Consider the following 14,985-nt stretch of genomic DNA (forward strand, 5'->3'; position numbering starts at 1 on the left):
GAGCCCGCTGCGTACAAATTCTCGCAACTGAACGGCGTGCGCTCTGCGCCCCTGGACTGACGCACGCCCCGGCCCTATCGTCCGCTCACCCGCAAACCTTGTGAAAGCAAGGGACGCAAAACCTCCGGCCTACAGCGTGCTGCCCCACAGCGCGCCACGGTAGCGGGGTTGCCAGGCACCCCGGCTCTTGGGGCCTGGCCTCGTCACCATCGAGGCAGTGATTCCATGCAGTACCCGGCTTCCCGCTTGCGCCCCGCTGTTCCGGCCATCCTCGCCGCCCTGTCCCTGGCCTGCGCCAGCAGCGCCTTCGCCCGCGAACCCGAACCGACCCGCTCGCTACGCGACCAGCCCGAGCGCACCGACCGTCTGATCGTCAAATACCGCAGCGACAGCAGCCTCGGCCTGAATGCCGAAGGCCAGTTGAGCGTGCAGGCGCAGGCCGCCGTGCAGGTGGCCGCCAACCGCCAAGGCGTGCGCATCCAGCATCTGCGCCGCATGTCCAATGGCGCTCAGGTCTTTGCCCTGAACCGCGCACTCAGCCTCAGCGAAGCCAATGCCATGGCCGCCAGCCTGCGCATGGGCGACGCCTCCATCGAATACGCCGAGCCGGACCGCCTGCACCACCCCAGCTTGGTGACCAACGACGCCCTGCTGGCCCAGCAATGGAGCCTCAACGATGCCGTCGGCGGCATCCGCGCGGCGGCGGCCTGGGACAAGGTCAATGGCAGCGGCGTCACCGTGGCCGTGCTGGACACCGGCGTGCGCCCCCATGCCGATCTGGCGGCCCGCCTGCTGCCGGGCTACGACTTTGTCACGGCCCTGAGCTTCGCCGGCGACGGCAATGGCCGCGATGCCGATGCCAGCGACCCGGGCGACTTCACCACCGCCAACCAATGCGCCAGCGGCTCCAAGGCCAGCAGCAGTTCCTGGCATGGCACCCATGTGGCTGGCATCGCGGCCGCCAGCGCTGGCAACGGCATTGGCGTGGCCGGTGTGGCCTTTGGTGCCAAAGTGTTGCCCCTGCGCGTGCTGGGTCGCTGCGGCGGCTACAGCTCGGACATCGCCGACGCCATCGTCTGGGCCGTGGGCGGTGCCGTGAGCGGCCTGCCGCTCAACCCCAACCCGGCCAAGGTGCTCAACCTCTCCCTGGGCGGCGCTGGCGCCTGCGGCATCACCACCCAGAACGCGATCAACACTGCGCGCGCCAAGGGCGCCGTGTTGGTGGTGGCCGCCGGCAACGAGAAAGTGGACGCTGCCAATGTGTCGCCGGCCAATTGCACAGGCGTGATCGTGGTGGCCGCCACCGGCAAAACCGGCGCGCGCGCCAGCTATTCAAACTTCGGCAGCAAGGTCACCCTGGCCGCCCCCGGTGGCGACACCGGCGCCGCCATTCTTTCGACCTGGAACGCCGGCAGCACCACGCCCGGCGCCGACAGCTACGCCAGCATGATGGGCACCTCCATGGCCACCCCGGTGGTCAGCGGCGTGGTGGCGCTGATGCTCGCCGCCAACCCAGCGCTGACGCCCGACCAGATCGCCGCCCTGCTCAAGAGCAGCGCCCGCGCCTTCCCGGCCGCCTGCAGCGGCTGCGGAGCCGGCATCGTCAATGCCCAAGCGGCCGTCACCCAGGCCCTGGCCACCACGGGCGCGGCCAGCCCGGCACCAGCGCCCACGCCCGCACCCGCTCCTGCGCCGACCCCTGCTCCAACGCCCGCCCCCGCGCCCACCCCGGGCACGCTCAACCTCAGCGACAAAGAGCCCAACGAAAGCATCGCCACCGCCCAGGCCGTTGCCAGCCTGCCTGCATTGATCAGCGGCAGCATGGCCAGCAACAGCGACAACGACTATTTCAAGCTCACCTTGCCGGCCGGCCAGACCCTGCTTGCCACACTCAACGCCGCCAATGCCGGCTCGGGCTTCGGCGTCGGCGTCTACACCGCCAGCGGCCAGCAGGTGCTGCTGTCCACGGGCGTCGTTGGCGCCAGCCAGCAGATCCGCATCAGCAACCCCGGCAGCACGGCCGTGGTGCTCGTCTTGCGGGTGCTGCGCAGCGCCGGAACCACCGGGGCGTACAGCCTGAAGCTGGCGCTCTGAAGAGACTGCGGCTCTGGCTGCGGAGGGTCAGGTCTTGCCCTGGGACTCTGAGGCTTGAAGTTGGAACTGCCTGCCCCGCAGCGCAGCGCAGTCCGAAAGGCTAGACCGCCTCGCCCGTCCTGCGATTGGAGCCAACCAGCACCCGGCGCAAGACAAAGGCCCCGAGCGCGGCGGCCGCTAGCGCAGCCAGCCAGGTGGAAACATCGGCCGAATCCAGGAAGGGTTGGCTCTGTGTGCCCTTCATTTGCTCCAGCACATAGACGGCAGTGTTGACCGCTGAATGCAGAGCAATGCAAGGCAAGAGAGACCGCGAACGCTCGTAGAGCCAGCCAAGCAAAACGCCCAGCCATAGCGCCAGCAAGAACTGATAGATGTTCATATGCGCCGCACCGAACAGCAATGCGGAGTAGGAAATCGCGGCCCAGCGTGGGTATTGGCTCAAGAACGACCGCAGCAAGATGCCGCGGAACAGCATTTCTTCCAGAACGGGCGCCAGTACGCAGGTGGCGATCACCGCCGGAAGGCTGCCAGCCACCATGCTGCTGAAGGCCTGCTCCTCCCAGCGGGACAGGGGCAGTACCTGCTCAACGACAGTGAGCAGCGCGTGATCCAGAAGCAGCACGAGCGGAACCAGCAAAAGGATGGGTGGCAGCAAGAGCATCAAGGTGGCCGAAACCGATGACTTCGTTGCATGCATCAGCTCGCGGTAGCGGATCCGGCTGTAATGCATGGCAGACACCAGAACGATGCCGTTGGCCAGCACCATGACAAGCGCTTGAGTCTGGTCCTCGGTCAGGCCGGTGAAGTGACGCAAGTCGAAAAGAAGCGCCAGCAAGGCGTACTGCAAAAGGAAGTTCGCAAGAAGAAGCAGGGCGGCCTGTGCGACCGAAGGAAAGTGCGCTTGGCTTGAATTCATGGGGGCGCAGGCAAACGACGATGTGGTTTAAGGAGGCGGTCCAAGGAGTCGCGAGCCACTGCATCTATGGCCGCTTCGCGAGTCGAAACTGATGACGCAAATTGTGTGCTGCGAGGTCAAGCTCAACAGCCACGGACCATTCGCCAAGCCCGCACCCTGGACGTATCTGCAAAAAGCCTGTCAGCCGGCAATCTCACATTTTTTCCATGCATCTGAAGCTTTGATGCATCTCTTAAATGGATACGTCGTGCCATTGCGAACCGACACAAGCATGTCTTCGATTTGCTTGGCTGTACGCGTGCCGTGGAAATAGTCATACACCTCACCGTCCACCATCAGGGCAAACTGAGGAGAGCCGCTTCTTCCTGAGCTTGCATAGTCAAGTTTCTCTTTGAAGGGCTTGACTTCGCTGGGCAGGAAGAACCTTGGAGGCACAGGTGACTTGATGGCTTTCACCACTTTGGAAAACTGAATTTTGGTGAATTCATCAGATTTCTCCAAAATCGGCAGCTCAGTGGCTACCCATGCCACACAAAAGGGGCAATCGTTTCCACCCATGTATATCAAGTGCACATTGGGCTGCTTGATTTCCTGCGAAAAAGCGACTGGCGCGAAAGCAGCGACAAGCAAAAGCATGAATCTTCGCAACATCATGGCTCCCTACAAAAATAACCAATCAACGAGACCCAGCAAGAACTAGAAACCGACAGCCGCACCGTCTTTTCGTGCCGCCGCTGTTCACAAAAAGATTTAAACATGCAAAACCCCCCGAAGTATCAAGTCTTGCTATTCGACGCAGCCACCGCTCAACCGAATCATCAAACGAAATCACCTGAACCCCGATTTCATCAGTCCTGCAAAGGTCTGTAAGGGGTGATTGAACAATCCTTGGTCAAAGGACCTCGCAATAGAAAGTCAAATCGACACCAGCGCCAGCTGTTGATTTACATGAAGCATCCAAAACACTGATGTCAATCGACATAGCGGCGTGACGCACATGCCCGAGGATGAATCAGCGGCCTGCCGGGCATCCGGTTACGGCTCCGTTTGATCAAAGGTGCATTCTGAGGTCAGTGATTTCTGGTTGCTGCATGCGCTCTAACGCTTAAGCCACTCCGACCATGACGGCAAAGGGCAGAAGGGCCAGAATGGAATGGGGGCTTGGGCTGACTAGCTCTTGCGAGTCGGCTCGAACACCCGCTTGGCCCGCTGGAATTCGGCCCGCCAGATGAAGTGACCATGATGGCGCCTCACGCCAACTACTTAATGCAGGCCGGGAATGAAGGCTTCTCACCGGGCTTTGCAGCGCACTGTCGATACCCTACCGGCAGGTTGGAGAACTTCTTGGTCTGCCCAACCTTGAGAGTGAATTCCTGCAAAAGTGACTTCGTGCAAACCAAGGAAGGCCTGCCATTGACCATATCGGCCTCTTTGCAGTCCTCTGCATACAGAACAAAGTGGCAATCAGTATTGGACGCGCTGCTGCAGCGGAACTCAGTTTCGGTGAGTGGTCCGGCATAGGCACAGCACCCTGCGAGAAGTGCGCAAAACAAGACCCCAAGTTTGAAGAGCGGTTTGCAGTAGGAATTCATGTGGGATGGTGAAGTGGAGGTGGAGGTGAGAGGAATCTGGGAACTCGAACTGCGGGCTTACGTTGAAGCTAACCGGCCCGCGACGGCAGGACGTCGCAGGGTCAGAATAAAACGAAGCCCGAAGGCGCAATGCCGTTGCGGTTCCAGTTGGGCGCCGGGTTAGGCCTCCGGCTGGCTGGCACTCCATTCTGGCCTTGGCGGGAGACCATTTTCAAAGCTCCCTCTCAGATCTTCCCTGTTCATCCTCGACTTTGCGCGAGTAGTCGACTTTGCCGCTTCGCCCCACCACCCAGGCAAGAAGCATCGCGACACCTGCACCCCCGTAGGTAGCCAGATCAAGCCAAATCGGAGTGAAGCCAAGAATGAGCTTGTAGGCGATTGCCCAGCAGATCCACAAGGCAACGATGACGGCGAGTGCCAATCGCAGGCCTCTACCTAGCATATGAGCCGATTTTCGGAGCCATTTCATAGAGGCCTAACTATGTTTCCGGGCAACTCACCTGCTGCCTATCGCGTCGACTGCGCCCATATCCAGTCTTGGCAACTCGTTGGACCACGGCATGACCCTTGCCGATCCGTCGATTTTCGAGGTTTGTACCACGCGTCCGGAGCCGCCACAGGCCGCAAATCCTGAACGTGACTTTCCACAATCCGCAGCAGTTTCTTGTCGAATGATCAGCTCACTCCGCCTACACCCGCACTCTGCGTCCCAGGTCTGAAACGGCCCAACCGCGACCCTGGCGCCACCAAGCATTCGCCCCGGCCTCAGCCCCCGCTTGCAGCCGCCGCCCGCCCCCGCCCCCTGCGAAACACCCACACAAACAGCAGCGCCGCCGGCACCGTCAGCGCCAGTTCGACCAAGAGGGTCAGGCGGCCGCCGGCCTGGGCAAACACCCAGCCGTACAAGGCGGTGGTCCAGCCGATCGGGGTGTTGGACAGCGAGGCCATCAGGTTGTATTTGGTGGCCGCGGCGCCCTTGCCGATGGCCTCCAGGGTGACCGCCGAGAAGCCGGCGTAGCACAGGCCGGTGATCAAGGCATAGACGCTGGTCCAGACGATGAAGTGCCACTCGGTATGCGGCGCCAGCGCCATGATCAGGCTGGCGCCGGCCAGTAGCAGGCCGAAGAGCACATAGGCCAGCTGCCGGTTCATGCGGTCGCAGATGTAGCCGCCGATCAGGCAGCCCAGGGCCGAGATCAGGCCGCTCAGCGTGCCGGTGACCAGGGCCACGGTGTTGGCCGAAGCCTGCCACTCGCTCGCCATGATGGAGTACATATTTGCCATCGAGCCGGTGCCCATGGGCAAGAAGACCAGCAGCATGGCCAGGGCGCCGTTGCGCGAGCGGACCACGGACCAAAGATCGGCCCCGGTGTCGCGCAGGCGCTGGGTGATGCTTGGTGGCGAAACGCTGTCGGCCGTCGCCTCGCCTTCGCTGACCCAGAGTATGGGCAGCGCACACAGCAGGCACAGGCCGGCCAAGGCAGCGGCGCCCATCTGCGGCGTCAGGCCGCCCGACTGCACCAGCCACAAGGCCGCGCCGCCGCCCAGGCCGCCGCCGCCCAGATTGCCGGCCTGGAACCAGCCGGCCGCCCTGCCCTTGGCGTGCTCAGGCGTCTGGTGCGCCATCAGGCTGTCCACCGCCATGCCCAGAAAGGTCGAGGCCGTGCCCATCAGCAGCACGGCCAGGGTCAGTGGCCACATGGCCGCCTGTGTCAGCGGGCTGCTGCCCACCAGCAAGATGCCAAGCACGATGCCGGCCAAGCCGATGCCGTACCAGGTCTTGCGGCTGAGGCTCAGGTCCACCACCGGGGCCCAGAGGAACTTCCAGGTCTGCGGCAGATAGGCCAGGGCCAGCAGGCCGGCCACCGCCTCAGCGCCGACCTGGGCCTGGGTCAGCAGATAGGCCACGCAGACGGCGGTGTAGCCCGAGGTCGCGCCAAAAGGCGCGATCAGGAACATATAGAGGGCGGGATGCGGGGCCTTGCGGTCCGGGTCGACCAGGATCTTGGCAGCGGTGCTCATGGCGGGCGAGCGCCGCTAAAAGGGCGCGCGCTGGAAAAATGCGAAGGCCGCACCCTAACACCGCCCCAGCCGCATCGGGCCGGGGTTTGCCCGCAAGCCCCCGGCCACCACCTTTCTTTACTGCTTCAGCGTCTGCGCGCCAGCAGGCCTGCCTTCACCGCCGGCCATTCATGGTCGAGCACCGAGAAGTAGACGGTGTCGCGCACGCGGCCGGTGTCGGTCAAGGTGTGGCGGCGCAAGATGCCTTCCTGCTGAGCGCCAATGCGGGCAATCGCTGCGCGCGACTTGGCATTGAGCGCATCGGTCTTGAGCTCCACCCGCCAGGCGCCCAGGCTTTCGAAGGCATGGGTCAGCAGCAAGGTCTTGGCCTCGGTGTTGGCGCCGCTGCGCTGCCAGTCGCGGCCCAGCCAGGTCCAGCCGATTTCCAGGCGGTGGTCGCGCGGCGAGATATTGCCGAAACGGGTGCAGCCGATGACGCGCGCTCCTTCTCCGTCATGGTCACCGCCATCACCATTCAACACAATGGCAAAGGGCAGAGAGACACCGCGTGCCTGCTCGTCCAAAGCCGTTTCCACATAGGCCCGCATATCGGCCTCGCTGCGCACCTGACTCGGTACCCATTGCCAGAGCTCCGGCTCCAATCCGACGGCACACAGGCCTGGCAGGTGGTTCAGGCTCAGGGGTTCCAAGCGCAGCAAGCTGCCTTTCAGGGTCAGGGGCTGGACTTTCATCATCGTCGTCGATTCACTACTCACTTCATTCCTCGCTTCTTCTTCATCTTTGCGCTGGCCGGGCATCACAAACCCAGGCGCGCCATCCAGGCCGCCAGCTCCTGCTCGCGCGGCTGGCCCTGGGCAAAAGCGGCCTGCACACGCTGGCGCTCGGCGGCGCTGCGGTTCTGGCTCAGCTTGAACTTGGCCTCCCAACGCACGATGTGCAGACGAAAGCCGACGATGGCCTTCAGCATGCGGCTCTGGTAAGCCTCGGGCAGCGCACGCCACTGCGCGGCATAGCCGGGCTCATGCTGCTCGATCAGGCGCTTGAGCAGGCGGTCCTTCTCCAGCTCGCCTTCGACCAGTTCCAAGCGGCCATAGACATGCACGGCCATGTAGTTCCAGGTCGGCACGTTCTGAACGCCGTCATAGTGCTGGGGCGAAACGTAGGCGCCCGGGCCATTGAAGACCGCCAGCACCTCGGGGCCGGCGGCTGCCAAGCCGCTCAGCCAGGCCCAATGCGGGTTGGCGCGCGCCATATGGCCCTCCAGGTAGAGCGCCGGGTCCTCGCCTTGCAGGCTCAGAGGCAAGTGGCTGCCGAAGCTCTGGCCCTGAGCGTCGGGGCCGACCAACAAGGCCAGGGGCTGCTCGGCCATGAAGCGGCGTGCCTGGGCGAAATCTTCGCAGCGAAATGATGGGTTCTGGTACATGGCCGCCAGAATAGCCGCCCGCTTGGTACCATGAAAGAACCACTTTCCCTTGATTTGATGGAACCAATTTCAGAGCCCAAGCTGGCACCACCCTCCGCACTGGAACTGGACCCGGCCGGCATGCAGCTGCGCCCCGGCCTTGGCCTGAGCCGGCAGATCCATGCCCAGATCAAGGCCCGCATCCTGCGCGGCCAGCTGAGCCATGGCGCGCGCCTGCCCACCACACGCGCCCTGGCCCAGGCGCTGGGCGTCTCGCGCAACAGCGTGCTGCACGCCTACGAACAGTTGGAGAGCGAAGGCTTGATCGAAGCGCGCATGGGCGCCGGCAGCTTTGTCAGCGCCTTGAAGACGCTGAGCGCCAGCGAAACGCCTGTGCCACTGCTGCAAGCCGGCCCGGCCAAGCCGCTCCCTGCGCCAGATCCCACGCCTGTCGAGCTACCAGAAACCCCGCTCTGGCAGGCGCTGCAGCACTACCAGCCCACGGCCACGACCGTCGGCCGAGGCCGGGCCTTCCGCCACGGCCTGCCCGCCCTGGACCTGTTCCCGCATGCGCTGTGGTCGCGCCTGCAGGCGCGCTTCTGGCGCCGCCAGGCACGCCCCGACCCCGATGCGGCGCTCAGCTACGGCGACCCCGCCGGCTTGCCGCGACTGCGCGAGCTGATCGCCGCCTACCTGAGCCATTCACGTGGCCTGCCCTGCCGGCCCGAGCAGGTGCTGGTGACCGCAGGCTCGCAGCAGGCCATCGCCATCGCCGCCCTGGCCTTGCTGCGCCCGGGCGACCGGGTCGGCATGGAGTCGCCCGGCTACCGCGCGGCAGCGGCTGCCTTGGGCTTGGGCGGCGCGCGCGTGCTGCCGGTGCCACTCGATGAGCAAGGCCTGCGTGTCGGCGCCTTGCGGGCCCTGGGGCCGGTCCGCCTGGTCTACACCACGCCCTCGCACCAATACCCGACCGGCGTGGTCATGAGCTTGCAGCGGCGCCTGGAGCTGCTGGCCTGGGCGCGCGCCAACGATGCCTATGTGCTGGAGGACGACTACGACGGCGAGTACCGTTTCAGCGGTGTGCCGCTGGCACCCATGGCTTCGCTGGAAGCGGGCCAGGCCGGCCGCACGCTCTATGTCGGCAGCTTTTCCAAGCTGCTGTTCCCGGGCCTGCGTCTGGGCTATCTGGTGGCCCCGGCCCACTGGCTGCCGACTCTGGCTCGCCTGCGCTCGGTGCTGGACCGACAGGCGGCCATCGCCGACCAGGCGGTGCTGGCCGACTTCATGGCCGAGGGGCATTTTCTGCGCCATGTGCGGCGCATGCGCCGGGCTGCGCGCGAACGCCGCGACGCTTTCATTGAGGCTTGGACGCAAGACCTGACCCCGCTGCACCCGCGCTTTCAGCTGCCGGCTGTTCCAGCCGGCCTGCAGGTCTTCCTGCCCTTGGAACATCGCAGCGAGGAACAGCGCCTGAGCCAGAGCGCCCAGGCCGTCGGCGTGGAAGTGGGCTGCCTGCAGCAGATGGGCGGCCTGCCCGCGCACAGCCAGCAGGCCGGCCTGGTGCTGGGCTTCGCCACCGTGCCCACGGCAGACATCCGCCAGGCCGTGCGGGCCCTGGCGGATGTCTGGCGAGGCCTGCTCTGAACGATCAGGTCTTGCCGTACTTCATCTTGGCATCGAGCACGCAAGCATCCTTGGCCGCGCCGGCCATGGCATCGCATTTCTCGGTGGCGACCTTGTAGTTCGCATCGCGCTTCTCGTCCTTGGCTTCGGTGACGGCTTCGCCGACCTTCTTGGCCAGGGTCAGGTCGGCCAGGGCCTTGGTCTCGACGGCCTTGGCCTCCTTGACGCAGACATCCTTGTCATTGCCGGCCTTGTCGTCGCAGCGTTCCTTGGCCACGGCATAGGTGGACTCGGCCTTGGCGACGCCGACCTTGCGCTGATCGGCCAGCTTGCCGGTGTAGGCGAACTCCTGCTCGGCCAGGGCCACCTTTTCCTTGGCCTTGGCTTCCTCGATGCAGACGTCCTTGGCATTGCTGGCCAGGCTGTTGCAGGCGGCCTTGTCGGCCTTGTACGTGGTATCGATGCGGGTCCGGGCATCGTTGTGCTCGGCCTTGCTCATGGCCATGGCGCTGGCCACCGGCAAAGCCGCCAGCAGCAAGGTCAGCAGAGACATCTGGAAGGGGGTGTGGCGTTGAATCATGGAATACCTCTTGGGGTGGGTGGGGGAAGCGGAGTGAAGGTGAAGATGAAACTGATGGGCTGAAGCCTCAGCCGCGCGGCTCGCCGTTGCGGTTGACGGTGATGGTGTCGCCCGGCGGCGTGGTCATCTGCACCCGGTGCTGGCGGCCACGGAACTGGTAGCTCACATCCCAGTAGGCGGGCCGGTCGGCATCGGCGGGCAGGTTGCGGCAGCGCTGCACATCGCGGCTGCTGATCTGCGGCGCACCGGCGTCGCGGCCGGTCTTGGAGCCGATGGCCGCGCCGGCCACCACACCGCCGACGGTGGCGATGTCGCGGCCGGTGCCACCGCCGATCTGGTGACCCAGAATGCCGCCGATCAGGGCGCCGGCCAGAGCGCCCGGCACGTTGGCCTCGCGCTTGTCCTCCGAGACCTGCTCGCGCTCCATCCAGCAGCGCTGCTGCGGCGGGCCGAGCACGGCGCGAACGGAGCTGACATCGGCCTCGAACAGGCGCTCCTCGCGTTGGCGACCGAAGTCGCGCACGATCAGGGGCTCGGGGGCATAACGGTCATCGTCCACGCGGGCCCGGGCATCGAGGCGGCGCAAGGAAGAGATCTCATTGTTCAGACCCATGGCCGCCAGCGAGGCGTACTTGCCCGGCCGCAGCACCACACAGCGGCCGCTGAAGCGCAGGTCCTCGCAGACCTCCCAGCGCTCGCTCGCAACCACGACGCTGGAGGCACGGTCGTTGAAGTTCTGCAGGCGCAGATCGGGAACGGCACGCCGGCTCACAAAGGAGGAGCCACCGAAGTCTTCCCGCTCGTAGGCGGTCAGCTGCGCCCAGGCCAGGCCCGGCAAACAGGACAGCAGGGCCGCAGCGCTGCACAGCAAAGCCGAAGGCGGCGGACACAGAGGCAGGAGGCGGGGCAGTTTCATGGCGGCGGCTTTCTCAGGGTTTCGGGCCGGCCACCGGCCGAATCGGCAGGCAGCTCTTGAAGCCCTGGCTCAGTGTGAGAGGCCGGGGCCGCAGCGCCCAGCGGACAGGGCCGCGAGACGGCGTAGGCCGCTGCCTACAAACTCTGCCGCTGCCGTCGATCTAAGCCGCTAGCCGCTGCGCGCCCTTGTAGGCCTTGTCTGACAGGCGAGCCATCCTGCTGCCGATGGGCGGCGCCCCGAGTGGCTGGCACACTGGCCGCTGCGGGCCCGCCGGAGTGTTGAATCGCGTCGCCTTGCAAGCCCACGCTGCCTCCTTGGCGGCCTACGCAGCCCCGGCTGTGCCTGCCCTGAGCCCCACCATGCGCCCACTGAAGGCCTATCTTGTCGAAGACAGCCCGCTGATCCAGGCGGAGCTGATCGCCACCTTGGAAGAGCTGCTGCCCCTGCAGGTGCTGGGCGCCGCCGACAACGAGGCCGCTGCCCTGCTCTGGCTGGGCCAGGCCGGCCATGCGGTGGACGTGGTGATCGTCGACATCTTCCTCAAGGGCGGTTCGGGCCTGGGCGTGCTGCGGGCCGCCCAACATCTGCGCGCACAAGTTGACCCGCGACGCCACTGGGTGGTACTCAGCAACTACGCCACGCCCGACATCCGGCGCAGCTGCCTGGAGCTGGGCGCCGACCGCATCTTCGACAAGTCGCGCGAGATCGAGGACCTGATCCAGTACTGCGAAGGCCTGGTCCAAACCCTGCCGGGGCCGCACTGAGAACGCCACGGATCAGCGGCTCATTGCGTCAGCGGATCAAGCCTTGCTTGAGTGCGTAATAGGTCAGGTCGCTGTTCGAGGCCAGGCACATTTTTTCCATCACCCGGCTGCGGTAGGTGCTGACCGTCTTGACGCTCAGGGACATGGCCAGGGCCAGATGCCCGACCGTCTCGCCGGCGGCCAGGCGCAAAAAGACCTGCAGCTCGCGCTCGGACAGCTGCTCATGCGCCGGCAGCGCGCCACCCGGGCCGGGGGCGTCGGCCAGCTGGCCGGCCAGCAGCTCGGCGACACCGGGGCTGATGTAGCGGCGGCCGCGGCAGACCGTGCGGATCGCCTGGACCAGCTGCTCGGGCTCGCAGTCCTTGCTCAGATAGCCGCTGGCGCCCTGGCGCAGCAAGGTGGTGGCGTAATGGGCCTCGGCAAAACCGCTCAGCATCAAGACCGGCAGATGCGGTGCACGGGCGCGGATGGCGATCAGGGCATCGACACCGCTCTGGTCGGGCATGGCAATGTCCATCAGCATCACATCGATCTCACCACGCCGGACGATGGCCAGGGCCTCGCGGCCATTGGCCGCCTCGGCCACCACGGAGAAATCCGCCTGCTCCGAAAAATACTGGCGCAAGCCGGCCCGCACGACCGCATGATCATCAACAAGTGCAATTCGAATCATGTGCTGGACCTCTTCTTCATCGTCATCGTCATGTTGAAACCAAACCCCAAACTTCGGGCCGCTCGCGCGGCGCCGCCGTGAGCCGGCTGCGCCGCCTGGCCCATCTCGCGGCCTGGCGCCAGAGCTGCCGCATGGAGCAGCGCCGCAGCCGCCAGCTGCAAGCCGGCCTGCACCGGCAGCTCGACGAACTGGTGCGCCAGCGCACCGTTCAGCTGGCCGAGCTGACCCTGCACCTGCAAACCGCGCGCGAGGACGAGCGCCAACGCCTGGCCCGCGATCTGCATGACGAACTCGGCGCCCTGCTGACCTCGGCCAAGCTCGATGCCGCGCGCATCAAGGCCCGTTTGAGCGCCCTGCCGGCCGAGCCGACCGTGGCCCTGGAGCGCCTGGCGCATCTGGTCGCCACCCTCAACAGCGGCATCGCCATGAAGCGGCGCATCATCGAAGACCTGCGCCCCTCGGCCCTCGCCCATCTGGGCCTGCTGGCGGCCCTGGACATCCTCTGCCACGAATTCGCCGACAGCAGCGGCCTGCAGGTGCACAGCGATCTGCGGCCGGTGCGCCTGGGCGAAGCCAGTGCCCTGGTGCTGTACCGGGCCCTGCAAGAAGCCCTGACCAATATCGCCAAACACGCCCAGGCCCGCAGCGTCTGGGTCAGCCTGCAAATGACGGCCGGCCCAGTGCCCGGCTGCACGGCGCGGCAGGACTTCGCCGAGCTCTGCGTGCGCGACGACGGCTGCGGCTTCGACAGCAGCGCCCGCCCCGGCTCCGCCTACGGCCTGCTCGGCATGCGCTTTCGCGTCGAAGCCGAACAAGGCCAGCTGAGCCTGCGCTCGAGGCCTGGAGAGGGCTGCACGCTGCGGGTGGTGTTGCCCTTGAAGGGTGAACAAGTGAACGGGTGAACCAGTGAAGCGACCGGGCCGTGCTCACCTGTTCACCCGTTCACCCCTTCACCTCCCATCCCCCCTCGCCCGCACCGCACGCGCCAACAAGTCCAGAGCGCCGCCCTGGCCGGGTCCACCTTGGGCCATGCCGATGCGGACGCGCAGCTGCAGGCTCAGCGGCGCGAGGCTGACGGGCAAGGCCAGGGCTTCGACCAGCTTGGCCGAGACCCCCGCCAGCGCGACCGGATCCTCTCCCTGGGCCAGGCGGAGGCAGGCAAACTCAGCGCCGTCCAAGCGGCTCAACATGTCCTCGACCCGCAAGACCCGACCCCAACGCGCCGCCACAACCTTCAGCAAGGCTTGCGCCAGATCAGCCCCATGCTCGGCCTCGATGGCGGCATAGCCATCGATGCTCATGCTGAACACGGCCAGCAAGGAATCCGGACGCGGCAGGTGTTGCAGGCCATGCTCCAGCCGCTCCAAGAAGAAACGTCGGTTGGGCAAGTCGGTCAGGCTGTCATGCAAGGTCTGGTGGCGGCTGCGGCTGAAAGCATCGGGGCCGCTCAGAGGCGCCATGGGCGTGGCCGCCTGCGCACCCGCACCCGCCGCGCCTAGGCGTGCGCCCAGTTCGGAGCGAGCCTGGGCCAAGGCCACTTGGGCATCAAAGACCTGCAGCTCCAGCTGCAAGCGGCGCGCCAGTTCGTGGAGCAAGGTGCTCTGCAGCTGATCGAGCGCGTCCACGCACTCCAGCACCGTGCGCTGGAGCTGCGGCGACGGGGCGGCCGGCGAGGCGGCCCCGGCCTGCAGCGGCTCGGCCAGGCCAGCCGGTCCGCTGGGCCCCGCGACACTGGCGCGCAGGCGCAGCTTGACGGCGTCCAGCAGCACGCTCCAGTCTGCCAGCGAGACATCGGCCGCAGCGGCGGCCAAACGCCGTGCCTGCACGGCATTTACACCGTCCTGGGCCGATCCAAGCGAAGGCGCAGTGACTGAAGGAAGAACCTGCGCGGGGCTCGGCGTTGCCTGCGCCGAAGCGCGCGCCCAGCGATTGGGCAAGACCCGCTCCGCCGCCAGCGACGGGCCCTCCGCGCCTTGCGGCGCACGGTATTTACCACCCATATTGTGCATAGCCATCCTCTCCCAAGGAACCATCAAACCAGGTCGTGACACCGGGCCCGAGGCCTAGAGTCGCCCCATCAACATCAGCACGATCAGCACCAGCAGCACCAGCCCCAGGCCACCGCTGGGCAGATAACCCCAGCCGCGGCTGTGTGGCCAAGTCGGAACGGCACCGATGAGCATGACGATCAGGATGATCAGCAGCAAGGTGAAGAGACTCATGGGGAACTCCAGTTCAAAAATCGGAAGGGGCCAGGGCGGCATGCAAGGCATGCCGCTCGTCGTCGAGATTAGGCGCAGCCGCCCCGAAACTCGGTGCGTTGGCGAACACACAAGCGGCTTGTGTCGCAACACTTGGGCCACAGCTCAAACCGCGGTTCGCTGTCGCACAGAGGCCGCACCC

General features: G+C 65.8%; 15 protein-coding genes and 1 riboswitch. Of the genes, 4 read left to right on the plus strand and 11 right to left on the minus strand.

Features of this window, described 5'->3' with window-relative positions; all coding sequences use genetic code 11:
- The first annotated feature begins 80 nt into the window (after positions 1-80).
- Positions 81-176: riboswitch (cyclic di-GMP riboswitch) on the plus strand.
- Positions 177-225: 49 nt separating this feature from the next.
- Positions 226-2,094, plus strand: a complete 1,869-nt coding sequence (locus LNV28_RS17785) for a S8 family peptidase (protein ID WP_318013873.1) — start codon at positions 226-228, stop codon at positions 2,092-2,094.
- A gap of 100 nt (positions 2,095-2,194) precedes the next feature.
- Here LNV28_RS17785 and LNV28_RS17790 read toward each other — a convergent pair whose 3' ends face one another.
- The 6 genes from LNV28_RS17790 to LNV28_RS17815 all read right to left on the minus strand — a co-directional run bounded on the left by LNV28_RS17790 (position 2,195) and on the right by LNV28_RS17815 (position 8,047).
- Positions 2,195-3,010 (minus strand): CPBP family intramembrane glutamic endopeptidase, encoded by an 816-nt coding sequence (locus LNV28_RS17790; RefSeq protein ID WP_263569025.1) that lies wholly within the window; start codon positions 3,008-3,010, stop codon positions 2,195-2,197.
- Positions 3,011-3,190: 180 nt separating this feature from the next.
- Positions 3,191-3,646 carry a hypothetical protein gene (locus tag LNV28_RS17795; RefSeq protein WP_263519377.1) on the minus strand — a complete coding sequence of 152 codons (456 nt, stop codon included), beginning with the start codon at positions 3,644-3,646 and terminating at the stop codon, positions 3,191-3,193.
- Between the two features lie 1,167 nt (positions 3,647-4,813).
- Entirely contained in the window at positions 4,814-5,023 is a 210-nt protein-coding gene (locus LNV28_RS17800; RefSeq protein ID WP_263519376.1) for a hypothetical protein, read from the minus strand.
- A gap of 344 nt (positions 5,024-5,367) precedes the next feature.
- Positions 5,368-6,624, minus strand: a complete 1,257-nt coding sequence (locus LNV28_RS17805) for an MFS transporter (protein WP_263519375.1) — start codon at positions 6,622-6,624, stop codon at positions 5,368-5,370.
- A gap of 125 nt (positions 6,625-6,749) precedes the next feature.
- Entirely contained in the window at positions 6,750-7,358 is a 609-nt protein-coding gene (locus LNV28_RS17810; RefSeq protein WP_263519374.1) for a GNAT family N-acetyltransferase, read from the minus strand.
- Between the two features lie 62 nt (positions 7,359-7,420).
- Positions 7,421-8,047, minus strand: coding sequence for an FMN-binding negative transcriptional regulator (locus tag LNV28_RS17815; protein WP_263519373.1), 627 nt, complete (start codon positions 8,045-8,047; stop codon positions 7,421-7,423).
- A gap of 57 nt (positions 8,048-8,104) precedes the next feature.
- Between LNV28_RS17815 and pdxR the strand changes: the two genes are divergently transcribed.
- Positions 8,105-9,670, plus strand: a complete 1,566-nt coding sequence (gene pdxR, locus LNV28_RS17820; protein ID WP_263519372.1) for a MocR-like pyridoxine biosynthesis transcription factor PdxR — start codon at positions 8,105-8,107, stop codon at positions 9,668-9,670.
- 4 nt (positions 9,671-9,674) lie between these two features.
- Here pdxR and LNV28_RS17825 read toward each other — a convergent pair whose 3' ends face one another.
- Together LNV28_RS17825 and LNV28_RS25100 are read right to left on the minus strand one after the other, a co-directional pair.
- A complete protein-coding gene (locus LNV28_RS17825) occupies positions 9,675-10,229 on the minus strand; it encodes a hypothetical protein (RefSeq protein ID WP_263519371.1) in 555 nt (184 codons plus the stop codon).
- A 67-nt stretch (positions 10,230-10,296) separates the two neighbouring features.
- Entirely contained in the window at positions 10,297-11,145 is an 849-nt protein-coding gene (locus tag LNV28_RS25100; protein ID WP_318013874.1) for a beta/gamma crystallin-related protein, read from the minus strand.
- A 359-nt stretch (positions 11,146-11,504) separates the two neighbouring features.
- On the opposite strand from LNV28_RS25100, the gene LNV28_RS17840 reads away from it, so the two are divergent.
- Positions 11,505-11,909, plus strand: coding sequence for a response regulator transcription factor (locus LNV28_RS17840; RefSeq protein WP_263519370.1), 405 nt, complete (start codon positions 11,505-11,507; stop codon positions 11,907-11,909).
- A gap of 28 nt (positions 11,910-11,937) precedes the next feature.
- Here the strand turns inward: LNV28_RS17840 and LNV28_RS17845 are convergent, their stop codons facing one another.
- Positions 11,938-12,582: a response regulator gene (locus LNV28_RS17845; protein ID WP_263519369.1), complete on the minus strand. Its 645-nt coding sequence runs from the start codon at positions 12,580-12,582 to the stop codon at positions 11,938-11,940.
- Positions 12,583-12,659: 77 nt separating this feature from the next.
- Here LNV28_RS17845 and LNV28_RS17850 point away from each other — a divergent pair, with 77 nt between their 5' ends.
- The gene (locus LNV28_RS17850; protein ID WP_263519368.1) at positions 12,660-13,484 is read left to right on the plus strand and encodes a sensor histidine kinase; all 825 of its coding nucleotides are present in this window, start codon (positions 12,660-12,662) and stop codon (positions 13,482-13,484) included.
- Between the two features lie 48 nt (positions 13,485-13,532).
- On the opposite strand, the gene LNV28_RS17855 is transcribed toward LNV28_RS17850, so the two are convergent.
- Both LNV28_RS17855 and LNV28_RS17860 read right to left on the minus strand, forming a co-directional pair.
- Positions 13,533-14,591 (minus strand): diguanylate cyclase domain-containing protein, encoded by a 1,059-nt coding sequence (locus LNV28_RS17855; RefSeq protein WP_263519367.1) that lies wholly within the window; start codon positions 14,589-14,591, stop codon positions 13,533-13,535.
- Positions 14,592-14,645: 54 nt separating this feature from the next.
- Complete coding sequence (locus tag LNV28_RS17860; RefSeq protein WP_263519366.1) at positions 14,646-14,804, minus strand: DUF3309 family protein; 159 nt, start codon at positions 14,802-14,804, stop codon at positions 14,646-14,648.
- Between the last annotated feature and the right edge of the window lie 181 nt (positions 14,805-14,985).

It is taken from the genome of Paucibacter sp. DJ2R-2 (assembly GCF_025717675.1).
Classification (GTDB): Bacteria; Pseudomonadota; Gammaproteobacteria; order Burkholderiales; family Burkholderiaceae_C; genus Paucibacter_A.

What these genes read in the sequence shown, in the direction of transcription:
- LNV28_RS17785 (WP_318013873.1), top strand. Translation starts at nt 226, where the DNA reads ATGCAGTACCCGGCTTCCCGCTTGCGCCCCGCTGTTCCGGCCATCCTC.
- LNV28_RS17790 (WP_263569025.1), bottom strand. Translation starts at nt 3,010, where the DNA reads ATGAATTCAAGCCAAGCGCACTTTCCTTCGGTCGCACAGGCCGCCCTG.
- LNV28_RS17795 (WP_263519377.1), bottom strand. Translation starts at nt 3,646, where the DNA reads ATGCTTTTGCTTGTCGCTGCTTTCGCGCCAGTCGCTTTTTCGCAGGAA.
- LNV28_RS17805 (WP_263519375.1), bottom strand. Translation starts at nt 6,624, where the DNA reads ATGAGCACCGCTGCCAAGATCCTGGTCGACCCGGACCGCAAGGCCCCG.
- LNV28_RS17810 (WP_263519374.1), bottom strand. Translation starts at nt 7,358, where the DNA reads ATGATGAAAGTCCAGCCCCTGACCCTGAAAGGCAGCTTGCTGCGCTTG.
- LNV28_RS17815 (WP_263519373.1), bottom strand. Translation starts at nt 8,047, where the DNA reads ATGTACCAGAACCCATCATTTCGCTGCGAAGATTTCGCCCAGGCACGC.
- pdxR (WP_263519372.1), top strand. Translation starts at nt 8,105, where the DNA reads ATGGAACCAATTTCAGAGCCCAAGCTGGCACCACCCTCCGCACTGGAA.
- LNV28_RS17825 (WP_263519371.1), bottom strand. Translation starts at nt 10,229, where the DNA reads ATGATTCAACGCCACACCCCCTTCCAGATGTCTCTGCTGACCTTGCTG.
- LNV28_RS25100 (WP_318013874.1), bottom strand. Translation starts at nt 11,145, where the DNA reads ATGAAACTGCCCCGCCTCCTGCCTCTGTGTCCGCCGCCTTCGGCTTTG.
- LNV28_RS17840 (WP_263519370.1), top strand. Translation starts at nt 11,505, where the DNA reads ATGCGCCCACTGAAGGCCTATCTTGTCGAAGACAGCCCGCTGATCCAG.
- LNV28_RS17845 (WP_263519369.1), bottom strand. Translation starts at nt 12,582, where the DNA reads ATGATTCGAATTGCACTTGTTGATGATCATGCGGTCGTGCGGGCCGGC.
- LNV28_RS17855 (WP_263519367.1), bottom strand. Translation starts at nt 14,591, where the DNA reads ATGCACAATATGGGTGGTAAATACCGTGCGCCGCAAGGCGCGGAGGGC.
- LNV28_RS17860 (WP_263519366.1), bottom strand. Translation starts at nt 14,804, where the DNA reads ATGAGTCTCTTCACCTTGCTGCTGATCATCCTGATCGTCATGCTCATC.